We start from the raw sequence: 10,645 nt of genomic DNA, 5'->3' as shown, positions 1-10,645 counted from the left end.
CAGATCCGTCCGTTTTGTAAACATTTTGCCCTCCTGACACAAAATCTTGTGGTATTAAGGGTAGCTTTTGCGGAGATATTCGCGTTATACAAAAAAATATAGAAATATTAAAAAAAGACTTGCTTTTTCTGGACTTCTCTGCTAAAATATCATTCTGCACGGTGGAAATTATGAAACCGCGCCAAGAAATGCCAGGAGGAGGTGTTTGGTTTGCCGAATATCAAGTCTGCCGAGAAGCGTGTCCTCATCGGTGAGGTCCGCAACGCGCGCAATAAGGCTACGAAGTCCGATCTGAAGACTGCCATCAAGAAGTTCGAGGCGGCTGCCGCTGAAGGCAATCGCACCGAGGCCGATGGCGCTTACAAGGTCGCCGTCAAGAAGGTCGATCAGGCTGTGGCGAAGGGCATTCTGCACAAGAATACTGCCGCTCACCGCAAGAGCGCCTTGACCCTGAAGCTCAACAAGATCGAGGGCTGATTGATTCAAAAAGAGGACATCCTGCCGGATGTCCTTTTTTTCTTTCAAAAAAGTGGCGGTGCCACTTTTTTGAGTAGAGTTGCGGCCCGCCGCAGCGCACTTACCGTCCGCTATAAGCGGACGGCTCGCACGTTTGCGGGCCGAGCAGTGTTTTTCCCGACGTACACGCCGCCGGGAAAAACAAATTATGTTTTTTCGCGCCTGCGGGCGCGAACTCTGTGAGACTTCTTTGTCACGTACAAGGACCCGTCCCTGTGGGACGGGTCCTTGTTTCGTTTCCGGATTTACAGCGTTTCCAGCTCCGCCTGCCACGCCGCCGCCTGGGCGTCGGAGGGCATCCGCCAGTCGCCCCGGGGGGACACCGCCACGCTGCCCACCTTGGGGCCGTCGGGGAGGCAGTTGCGCTTGAACTGCTGGCTGAAGAACCGGCGGTAGAAGGTCTTGAGCCACTTGAGGATGACCTCCCGGCTGTACTGCTTGCCCAGGGCGTACTCCGCCAGCCGGAACACCTTCTCCGGGCCGAAGCCCCAGCGGAGGATATAGTACAGGAAGAAGTCATGCAGCTCGTAGGGCCCCACCAGGTCCTCGGTTTTCTGGGCGATCTCCCCCTGCACCGCCGGCAGCAGCTCCGGGGAGACGGGGGTGTCCAGAATGTCCTCCAGCACGTCCTTCAGCTCCTCGTCCTTCCGTGCGTTGTCCCGGGCCAGATAGGCCACCAGATGCCGCACCAGGGTCTTGGGAATGGAGGTATTGACGGCGTACATGCTCATGTGGTCGCCGTTGTAGGTGCACCAGCCCAGGGCCAGCTCGCTGAGGTCGCCGGTGCCGATGACGATGCCGCCGGTCTGGTTGGCGATGTCCATCAGCACCTGGGTCCGCTCCCGGGCCTGGCCGTTTTCAAAGGTGACGGAGTGGTCCGCCATGTCATGGCCGATGTCCCTGAAGTGGCTGCGGACGCTGTTGGAGATGTCCACGGTGCGGAGGGTGGCCCCCATCCGCTCCGCCAGGATGACGGCGTTGTTTTTGGTGCGGTCGGTGGTGCCGAAGCAGGGCATGGTCACCGCCACGATGTCCGTCATGGGGCGGCAGAGCATCTTCATGGCAAGGCCGGTGATCAGCACCGCCAGGGTGGAGTCCAGGCCGCCGGACAGGCCCACCACCGCGGTTCTGGCCCGGGTGTGCTCCAGCCGCTGCTTCAGGGCCATGGAGGCCAGCAGCAGAATCTCCCGGCAGCGGTCGTCCCGCTGGTCCTTTTCCTCCGGAACGAAGGGCTGGGGCGCCACGTAGCGGGTCAGCTTGGTGGGGGCGATGGTGAGGGAGAAGGGGAGACCCTGGCGGGCAGGGCCGTCGCCGCCCACGCTCTGGGTGCGGCGGCGCTCGAAGCACAGCTTCTGCACGTCCACCTCCGAGATCAGCAGGCCGCCGTCGAACCGGCGCTCCGCCAGCAGCGTGCCGTTTTCGGCGATGAGCTGGTGGGCGCCGAACACCACGTCCGACGTGGACTCCCCCTCGCCGGAGCTGCCGTACACATAGCCGCACAGCAGCTTGGCGGACTGCATGGTCACCAGCTGGCGGCGGTAGGCGTCCTTGCCGATGAGGTCATTGCTGGCGGACAGGTTGCCGATGACGGTGGCGCCCTGCCGGGCCATGGCCACGGAGGGGGACACGGGGACCCACAGGTCCTCGCAGATCTCAAAGCCCACCTTCAGCTCCGGAATGTTCTGGCAGGAGAACACCAGCTCCGCCGCGAAGGGCACCGTCTGGCCGCACAGCGTAATGGTGTCCAGCTCCGCCGGGGCGGGTGCGAACTGGCGCCGCTCGTAAAACTCGCCGTAATTGGGCAGGTTGGTCTTGGGCACCACGCCCAGCAGCTTTCCCTTCTGTATAACTGCCGCGCAATTATACAGTCTGTTATTAAATTCAACGGGCAGACCCACGGCGGTGACCACTTCCAGATTGCGGGTGGCCTCCAGCACGGTGGCCAGGGCCTGCAGGGCGGAGCGGAGCAGGGTGTTCTGGTAGAACAGGTCGCCGCAGGTGTAGCCCGTCAGGCCCAGCTCCGGCAGCACCAGCACCTTCACGCCGGCCTTCTCCGCCTTGCGCATCAGGAGAAAGGTCTGCTCGGCGTTGTAGTCACAGTCGGCCAGACGCAGCGGCGGCGCGCCGCAGGCCACGGAAATAAAACCATGTTTCATCGAAAAAGCCTCCCTGTGGTTGTTTGATTGATTGGTATTTTACACCGTCTTTCCCGGTTTTACAAGCGGGCTGCCGCCGGTTCCGGAAAAACGGTTGGGTTGTCTCCCAGCGGTGGAAAATCTCCTTGCGTTTTTCCGCCCTGCAGGGGGAGTACAAGGAGGCGCCGTCCCCCTCCCGTGGAATCACTGCACACACAAACAGCAAAAGCCGCCTTCCGGCGGCTTTTGCTGTTTGTGTGTGTCTTAGGAGGGAGAAAATTCGCACCGGGCTGGGAGGACCCGTTGCTTGATTATTAAGATACCCGGAAATTATGGCGGAATCGTGTTCATCTTGTAAACGAATTGTGAACAATTCCGGCTTTTCCGGTCTGTTTGCGGGCGCAATCGTTTTCCACCGCTGTGCAGACTTTTGTGGAAAACCTTATTTGTATTTCTGGCTTTCCGCCACAGCCAGTTCATCGCAGCGGTTGTTCCATTCGTTTTCGGCGTGCCCCTTGACCCAGTGATAGCGGAGGTCATGGCGGTCCGCCTGATCCAGCAGGGGGCCCCACAGGTCCGGGTTCAGGGCCGGCTTCTTGTCCGACTTCACCCAGCCCCTGGCCCGCCAGCTTCTGGCCCAGCCTTTGGAGAGGCCGTCGATGACGTACCTGGAGTCGGACCACAGCTCCACCACGCAGGGCTCCTTCAGCGTCTCCAGCGCCCGGAGGACGGCGGTCAGCTCCATGCGGTTGTTGGTGGTTTCCGCCTCGCCGCCGGACAGCTCCTTCTTGTGGGGGCCGTACATCAGAATGGCCGCCCAGCCCCCCGGTCCGGGGTTGCCGGAGCAGGCGCCGTCGGTATAGACAGTGACAGTTTTCATAGCATCCTCACAGCAGACAGGTTTCGATGATCTCCGCCACGCCGTCATGGTCGCAGTCGGCGGTGACGGTGCCGGCAGCGGCCTTCACCGCCGCCGTGGCGTTGCCCATGGCCACGCCCAGACCGGCGGCTTCCACCATGGCCAGGTCATTGCCCTCGTCCCCCACGGCGATGGATTCCTCCACGGGGACGCCGATGGCCCGGCACAGCTGCCGCAGGCCCTCCCCCTTGCTGACGCCCCGGGGAGAGACCTCAAAGTTGTTGGGGATGCCCTGGGCGCAGGTCACCGGCAGGCCGCCCAGCAGCACCCCGGCCTTCTCCCAGTCATCGTGGGTGTGGCAGTAGAGGTTGATCTTGTGAACCCGGTGGCCCTCCCGGTCCAGGGCCTCCCGCAGGGTATCCACATAGATCGCGCAGCGGTCATACAGCGCGGCGAAGCAGTCGCAGCCGAAATAGGCCATCCGGGGCCGCTGGCTCCGCTCCACAAACACGTCGTCCCCGGCGTAGATGGCCACCATGGCGTCCACCTGCTTTGCGGCGGCCAGAATCTGCTCCGTCAGGGCGGGGGAGAGGCGCGCGTCCGCCAGGGTTTTCCCCGCCGCCACGTCGAAGATCACGGCGCCGCTGAGGCACAGGGCATAGCGCATCTCCGGGTACTGCTCCAGGTAGGGCCGCACCTCCGCGGGGCAGCGGCCGGTGGCGAACAGCACCTCTTTCCCGGCGGCCAGGGCCTGCCGGATGGCCCGGTCTGTCCGGGGGGTGATGATCTTTTCCGAATTCAGAACGGTGCCGTCCATGTCCATGGCCAGCAGTCGGTAAGGCATGGGAATCATCCTTTCACTGAGAACAGGGGCGATACCGCCCCTGTTCCGAAAGTTTTACAGCTTGTCCAGTATTTCCTTTCGCTTGGCCTCGTACTCCTCCCCGGTGATGAGGCGGCGGTCATAGAGGTTCCGCAGCTCCGTCAGACGCTCCTCCGCGTCGGAGGCGGGGACGGCGTCATCCTCAATATAGATCTCCGGACCCACCTTCCCCTTGCCGAAGGCAAGATAGGCGTTATAGCCGGTGATGGCCACAGCCAGAAACGTCCAAAGCAGTCCGAAGGCACCGAAATTGGGGACGGCCACCACCAGTCCGATGATCACAAAGATGCCGCCCCAGATGACGCCGAACACCCCCTGGACCTTGCCGGGCCGGTAGGTGACCTTCTTTTTTGCCATAGCCGCTCCTTTCTTACTCCGCGGACTCGTCCCGGTCCGCCAGAGCCAGGGAGATGACCCGGTCGCCCTCCTCCTTGAAGCGCATGACGATGACGCCCTGGGTGGCGCGGCCGGCGGTGCGGATATTCTCCACGGCGGTGCGGATCAGGATGCCGGACTGGGTCACCAGCAGCAGGTCCTCGCCGCCGTCCACGGCCTTGATGCCCACCACGGGACCGGTCTTTTCCGTGACCATGTAGTTGCGGATGCCAAGGCCGCCCCGGTTGGTGATGCGGTACTCCTCCACGGCGGTGCGCTTGCCGTAGCCCCGTTCGGTGATGGACAGAATCTCCGTGCCGTCCCTGGCCACGGCAGCGCCCACCACGAAGTCGCCCTCCCGGAGCCGGATGCCCCGGACGCCCACGGCGGTGCGGCCCATGGGCCGGACATCGTTCTCGTCGAAGCAGCAGGCCTGGCCGTCGTGAGTGGCGATCAGCACCTTTTGGGTGCCGTCGGTCTCCAGCACGGACACCAGCTCGTCTCCCTCGTCCAGGGTCAGGGCGCGGATGCCGTTGTTCCGCAGGTTTTTCAGGGCCGCCACCGGCAGGCGCTTCACAGTGCCGTCCCGGGTGACCATCATCAGGTACAGCTCATCCTCCGAGGTCTCCCGGAAGTGAAGCATGGTCTGCACCCGCTCCCCCTGCTCCACCTGGAGAATGTTGATGATGTTGGTGCCCTTGGCGGTCTTGCCCGCCTGGGGAATCTGGTAGCCCTTCTTCCGGTACACCTTGCCGGTGTCGGTGAAGAACAGGATATAGTCATGGGTGGAGGCGGTGAACACGTCCACCACGTAGTCCTCCTCCCGGGTGGTGATGCCCTTCTTTCCCATGCCGCCCTTGGACTGGGCGGTGTACTCGCTGACGGGGGTGCGCTTGATGTAGCCCGCCTGGGTCATGGTAAAGACGCACTGCTCCTCCTCGATCAGGTCCTCGATGTCGATCTCGTCCTCCACGTCCTGAATCTCGGTGACCCGGTCGTCGCCGTACCTGTCGGCGATGGCGGTCAGCTCCTCCTTCAGGATCTGGCGCACCAGGCCCTCGTCGGACAGCACCCGCTGGAAGTAGGCAATCTTCTCCTCCAGCTCCTTGTACTCGTTTTCCAGCTTCTCCCGGTCCAGGCCCTGCAGAGCCTTCAGGCGCATATCCAGAATGGCCTGGGCCTGAATCTCGTCCAGGCCGAAGCGGCTCATCAGGTTCTCCCTGGCGTTGTCATAGCTGGAGCGGATGATCTTGATGACCTCGTCGATGTTGTCCTGGGCGATCAGCAGGCCCTCCAGCAGGTGGGCCCGCTCCTGGGCCTTTTTCAGGTCATAGCGGGTGCGGCGGACGATGATCTCTTCCTGGAAGGTGAGGTACTCGTCAATGATGTGCCGCAGGGACAGGATTTTCGGCTGGGACTGGTTCTGCACCAGGGCCAGCATGTTGATGGCGAAGGTGGTCTGCAGCTGGGTCTGGGCGAACAGGCGGTTCAGCACCACCTGGGGGTTGGCGTCCCGCTTCAGCTCGATGACGATGCGCATGCCGTTGCGGTCGGACTCGTCCCGGATGTCGGAGATGCCCTCCAGCCGCTTGTCCTCCACCTGCTCGGCCATGCTCTTGATGAGCATCCGCTTGTTCACCTGGTAGGGGATCTCGGTAATGATGATGCGGGTGCGGTCCTTGCCGAACTCCTCAAACTCGTGGCGGGCACGGAGCACCAGACGGCCCCGGCCGGTGGCGTAGGCGGCCCGGATGCCGCTGCGGCCCATGATGATGCCCCTGGTGGGGAAGTCGGGGCCCTTGATGTGCTGCATCAGGTCGTTCAGGTCCGCCTCCGGATTGTCCAGCACGCAGATGCAGGCGCCGATGACCTCCCGCAGGTTGTGGGGCGGGATGTTGGTGGCCATGCCCACGGCGATGCCGGAGGAGCCGTTCACCAGCAGGTTGGGGAAGCGGCAGGGCAGGACCCGGGGCTCCTTCCGGGTTTCGTCGAAGTTGGGGTCCCAGTCCACCGTCTCCTTGTCGATGTCCCGCAGCAGCTCGTCGGACAGCTTCGACAGCCGCGCCTCGGTGTAACGGTAGGCGGCGGGGGGATCGCCATCCACGGAGCCGAAGTTGCCGTGGCCGTCCACCAGCACATAGCGCATGGAGAAATCCTGGGCCAGACGCACCAGGGCATCATAGACGGAGGCGTCGCCGTGGGGGTGATACCGGCCCAGCACGTCGCCCACGCAGGTGGCGGACTTCTTGAAGGGGTGGTCGTTGGTCAGGTTGTCCTCGTACATGGCGTAGAGGATGCGGCGGTGGACCGGCTTCAGACCGTCCCGCACGTCCGGCAGGGCCCGGCCCACGATGACGCTCATGGCGTATTCGATATAGGATTTCTCCATCTCCGGCACCAGAGACGATTCCACAATTCTCTGGTCCGGGTAGCGGATCTCCTCAGGGTCATATTGGGGTTTTTTACTCATCTTCTATCCTCCTTGAGGGATCAGTAATCCAGATTCACGGCGTAGCGGGCGTTGCGCTCAATGAACTCCTTCCGGGGCTCCACCTTCTCGCCCATGAGGATGGAGAAGGTCTGGTCGGCGGCCACGGCGTCATCCAGGGTGATGCGCCGCAGGGTCCTCTTTTCCGGGTCCATGGTGGTCTCCCACAGCTCGTGGGGGTTCATCTCGCCCAGGCCCTTGAACCGGGAGATGTCCACCTTGGCGTTGGGGTTATCCCCCCGCATCTCGGCGGAGACCTTATCCCGCTCCTCGTCGGAGAAGGCCACCCGGGTGACCTTGCCCCGGGTCAGCTTATAGAGGGGCGGCACGGCGGAATAGACGTAGCCGTGCTCGATGAGAGGCCGCATGAAGCGGAAGAAGAAAGTCAGCAGCAGCGTGCGGATATGGGAGCCGTCCACATCGGCATCGGCCATGATGATGACCTTGTGATAGCGCAGCCTGGCGCAGTCGAACTCGTCGCCGATGCCGGCGCCCAGGGCAGTGATGACGGGCTGGAGCTTATCGTTGCCGTAGACCTTGTCCGCCCGGGCCTTTTCCACGTTCAGCATCTTGCCCCACAGGGGGAGGATGGCCTGGAACCGGGAGTCCCGGCCCTGGGTGGCGGAGCCGCCTGCGGAGTCGCCCTCGACGATATAGATTTCCGTCAGCTCCGGGTTGTTTTCGTTGCAGTCCCGCAGCTTGTCGGGCATGGCGGCGCCGCCCAGCGCCGTCTTCCGGCGGATGGATTCCCGGGCCTTCTTGGCCGCTTCCCGGGCACGGTTGGCGGTGAGGGCCTTGTCCAGAATCATGCGGCCCACCTGGGGGTTCTCCTCCAGGTACGTTTCCAGCTTGTCGGCCACGATGTTGTTCACCAGCGTCCGGATCTCGCTGTTGCCCAGCTTCGCCTTGGTCTGGCCCTCGAACTGGGCCTCCGTCAGCTTCACGGAGATGACGCAGGTGAGGCCCTCCCGGCAGTCCTCGCCGGAGACCTTCTCGTCATCCTTCAGCATTCTGATCTTCCGGCCGTAGGCGTTGAGCACGTTGGTCAGCGCCCGCTTGAAGCCCTCCTCGTGCATGCCGCCCTCGGGAGTGTGGACGTTGTTGGCAAAGGAGAGAATCGTCTCGTTATAGGCGTCGTTGTACTGCAGCGCCACCTCCGCCATGGAGTCCCCCTTCTGGCCGGCCATGTAGATGACCTCGCCGTGGAGGGCGTCCTTGCCCCGGTTCAGCCACGTGACGAACTCCCGGATGCCGCCCTCGTAGCACATGGTATGGTAGCGGTCGCTCTCCGGCCGGTCGGCGGAGGAGGAGCGGGCGTCGGTGATGGTGATCCGCAGTCCGGCGTTGAGGAACGCCTCCTCCCGCATGCGGGTATGGAGGGTTTCATAGCTGTACACCGTGTCATCGAACATCTCCGGGTCCGGCTTGAAGGTGACGGTGGTGCCGGTGTGGTCCGTATGGCCCACAATGGTCATCTCCTGGGTCACATGACCCCGGGAGAACTTCATCTCATAGATATTGCCGTCCCGGTGGACCTGCACCGTCAGCCACTCGCTGAGGGCGTTCACCACGGAGGCGCCCACGCCGTGGAGGCCGCCGGAGACCTTGTAGCCTCCGCCGCCGAACTTGCCGCCGGCGTGGAGCACGGTGTACACCACCTCCAGGGCAGGCCGGCCCGTCTGGGCCTGAATGTCCACAGGGATACCGCGGCCGTTGTCGGTGACGGTGATGGTGTCACCCTCGTTGATGGTGACGGTGATCTCCGTGCAGTAGCCCGCCAGGGCCTCGTCAATGGCGTTGTCCACGATCTCGTAGACCAGGTGGTGCAGGCCGGAGGAGGAGGTGGAGCCGATATACATGCCCGGCCGCTTCCGGACTGCCTCCAGTCCCTCCAGCACTTGGATCTCCGACGCGTCGTACTCGTTTTCCGCGTTGACGGCGGTGGAGTTCAGGATCTCGTTTTCTGCCATGTGGTTTCTCCTTTCAGGGGTTTGTATTCCGCGTACAGGGCGGACAGAGCCGGGCCGGAAGCAATTCCGGCCTGCTTCTCCCCGCCCCGCGGCGGTCAGGGACACAGGTCACAGACCTTCGTCCAGAGCTTATAAAGTATCAGGGACAACAGGCTTCCCGCCAGAATCAGCAGGGTAAAACAGCCGCAGATGGGAAAGATCAGGCCGGACCACCCCACGGACAACTGCCAAAGGCCTTCCAGGATCGCAGCCGCCCCGAAAAGCAGCAGCGGGAACACCCACCATTTTTCATTTCTTCTGAGGATCGTCCATTCCGCCGCCGCACCTCCAAGCAGGCTCAGCACTGTCAGCAGCTTCAGTGAAGTCTCCCACAGAAAAAACTCCGGGAGCGATCTCAGAAGATCGGCGGCAATCAGTTCTTTCATCCGCTGCTCCTTTCAAAGCTCCAGCTTCTGGCTCTCCGAGCGCTTTTGCAGCGTGGCGGGGTTCAGCTGGGACAGATACACAATCTGGCGGTGGTAGGGATGGTCGCAGACCACGAAGGACTTGGGGATGTCGCCGGAGATGTCCAGCACCACGCCCTCCTGCTCCGCCCGGGTGAGAAACTCCATGGCCCGGCGGTTATAGGTGGCCTTATCCATATCAAAAATGCCGATGATCCGCTTTTCCGGCAGGATTTCACTTTGTCCGATGTGCAGATACATGGCGCCTCACCGGAACAGTCCCAGCATCATCTGAACCATGGTTACTCCTCTCCGCAGACCTCGTCGTCCAGGTCCCCGTCCGGGTCATGGACATCCAGCTCGTCATTGCCGCCCATGACCTCCATGGTGCGCATCCGCCGCTTGTCCTTGGCGGCCTCCACGTTTTTGTGGATCAGCTCCTTGACCTCCCGGGGGTTTTTTACGTTCACCAGGTCCAGGTGAGGCACGCTCTTGTCGGAGGACACCACGCAGATGGTGCCCACGCCGAAAATCCGCTGGGTCAGCTTCAGGTTCAGCTGCAGGTCCCGGACCCGGTACAGCAGCACCTCGTCCTGCTTGATGTTGAGAAAGCCCTTCTCGCAGAACAGCCGGTCCTCGCTGAGGCGGTAGCGGGTAAAGGTCCAGGGCAGGCCAAAAACGCGCTTGCGGTCTTTCCAGATGTAGTTGATGGAATCCATAGATCATCCTCCTGGTTTTCTGTTTTTTCGGTGAAAACAGCACGGGCTTTTGCACCGATTCCGGTGCGGGAAATTGCCGGGACCCCGGCGGGATTGCGCCCGTCCGGGCGCCGGGAGGTGCCGACCATCGTCGGCGGGATTGCAAACCACCGTCGCGGCAGTACGATTCCCGGCCCCGTTGGGGCCGCCAATCGTGCCGCTTCCTCGAAACAGCCCTCGCTGTTTCCGCCGCTGGCGGCGCTTCGCCTGTTTCCCCC

At 62.7% G+C, this 10,645-nt stretch carries 10 protein-coding genes; 1 reads left to right on the top strand and 9 read right to left on the bottom strand.

Features of this window, described 5'->3' with window-relative positions; all coding sequences use genetic code 11:
* The first annotated feature begins 210 nt into the window (after window positions 1–210).
* Entirely contained in the window at window positions 211–477 is a 267-nt protein-coding gene (gene rpsT, locus SOX55_RS05590) for a 30S ribosomal protein S20 (RefSeq protein ID WP_325286454.1), read from the top strand.
* Window positions 478–761: 284 nt separating this feature from the next.
* Here the strand turns inward: rpsT and SOX55_RS05585 are convergent, their stop codons facing one another.
* The 9 genes from SOX55_RS05585 to SOX55_RS05545 all read right to left on the bottom strand — a co-directional run bounded on the left by SOX55_RS05585 (window position 762) and on the right by SOX55_RS05545 (window position 10,388).
* A complete protein-coding gene (locus SOX55_RS05585; protein ID WP_325286453.1) occupies window positions 762–2,672 on the bottom strand; it encodes an NAD(+) synthase in 1,911 nt (636 codons plus the stop codon).
* Between the two features lie 421 nt (window positions 2,673–3,093).
* Complete coding sequence (rnhA, locus tag SOX55_RS05580; protein WP_325286452.1) at window positions 3,094–3,531, bottom strand: ribonuclease HI; 438 nt, start codon at window positions 3,529–3,531, stop codon at window positions 3,094–3,096.
* Window positions 3,532–3,538: 7 nt separating this feature from the next.
* Window positions 3,539–4,354 (bottom strand): Cof-type HAD-IIB family hydrolase, encoded by an 816-nt coding sequence (locus SOX55_RS05575; protein WP_325286451.1) that lies wholly within the window; start codon window positions 4,352–4,354, stop codon window positions 3,539–3,541.
* A gap of 54 nt (window positions 4,355–4,408) precedes the next feature.
* On the bottom strand, window positions 4,409–4,750 hold the full coding sequence (locus SOX55_RS05570; RefSeq protein ID WP_325286450.1) for an SHOCT domain-containing protein: 342 nt from the start codon (window positions 4,748–4,750) through the stop codon (window positions 4,409–4,411).
* Window positions 4,751–4,763: 13 nt separating this feature from the next.
* Window positions 4,764–7,238 (bottom strand): DNA gyrase subunit A, encoded by a 2,475-nt coding sequence (gyrA, locus tag SOX55_RS05565; protein WP_325286449.1) that lies wholly within the window; start codon window positions 7,236–7,238, stop codon window positions 4,764–4,766.
* A gap of 20 nt (window positions 7,239–7,258) precedes the next feature.
* Window positions 7,259–9,226 carry a DNA topoisomerase (ATP-hydrolyzing) subunit B gene (gene gyrB, locus SOX55_RS05560; RefSeq protein WP_325286448.1) on the bottom strand — a complete coding sequence of 656 codons (1,968 nt, stop codon included), beginning with the start codon at window positions 9,224–9,226 and terminating at the stop codon, window positions 7,259–7,261.
* Between the two features lie 95 nt (window positions 9,227–9,321).
* On the bottom strand, window positions 9,322–9,651 hold the full coding sequence (locus SOX55_RS05555; RefSeq protein WP_325286447.1) for a hypothetical protein: 330 nt from the start codon (window positions 9,649–9,651) through the stop codon (window positions 9,322–9,324).
* Between the two features lie 12 nt (window positions 9,652–9,663).
* On the bottom strand, window positions 9,664–9,930 hold the full coding sequence (remB, locus tag SOX55_RS05550; RefSeq protein WP_325286446.1) for an extracellular matrix regulator RemB: 267 nt from the start codon (window positions 9,928–9,930) through the stop codon (window positions 9,664–9,666).
* A gap of 41 nt (window positions 9,931–9,971) precedes the next feature.
* Window positions 9,972–10,388, bottom strand: a complete 417-nt coding sequence (locus SOX55_RS05545) for a PH domain-containing protein (RefSeq protein WP_325286445.1) — start codon at window positions 10,386–10,388, stop codon at window positions 9,972–9,974.
* Between the last annotated feature and the right edge of the window lie 257 nt (window positions 10,389–10,645).

Origin of the sequence: Dysosmobacter sp. (genome assembly GCF_034093755.1) — a bacterium.
Lineage (GTDB): Bacteria > Bacillota > Clostridia > Oscillospirales > Oscillospiraceae > Oscillibacter.
Note: the sequence above shows the minus strand (reverse complement) of the source record. Positions and strands in the feature narration are given on the sequence as shown.

What these genes read in the sequence shown, in the direction of transcription:
- SOX55_RS05545 (WP_325286445.1), bottom strand. Translation starts at nt 10,388, where the DNA reads ATGGATTCCATCAACTACATCTGGAAAGACCGCAAGCGCGTTTTTGGC.
- rnhA (WP_325286452.1), bottom strand. Translation starts at nt 3,531, where the DNA reads ATGAAAACTGTCACTGTCTATACCGACGGCGCCTGCTCCGGCAACCCC.
- gyrA (WP_325286449.1), bottom strand. Translation starts at nt 7,238, where the DNA reads ATGAGTAAAAAACCCCAATATGACCCTGAGGAGATCCGCTACCCGGAC.
- remB (WP_325286446.1), bottom strand. Translation starts at nt 9,930, where the DNA reads ATGTATCTGCACATCGGACAAAGTGAAATCCTGCCGGAAAAGCGGATC.
- SOX55_RS05555 (WP_325286447.1), bottom strand. Translation starts at nt 9,651, where the DNA reads ATGAAAGAACTGATTGCCGCCGATCTTCTGAGATCGCTCCCGGAGTTT.
- gyrB (WP_325286448.1), bottom strand. Translation starts at nt 9,226, where the DNA reads ATGGCAGAAAACGAGATCCTGAACTCCACCGCCGTCAACGCGGAAAAC.
- SOX55_RS05585 (WP_325286453.1), bottom strand. Translation starts at nt 2,672, where the DNA reads ATGAAACATGGTTTTATTTCCGTGGCCTGCGGCGCGCCGCCGCTGCGT.
- SOX55_RS05570 (WP_325286450.1), bottom strand. Translation starts at nt 4,750, where the DNA reads ATGGCAAAAAAGAAGGTCACCTACCGGCCCGGCAAGGTCCAGGGGGTG.
- SOX55_RS05575 (WP_325286451.1), bottom strand. Translation starts at nt 4,354, where the DNA reads ATGCCTTACCGACTGCTGGCCATGGACATGGACGGCACCGTTCTGAAT.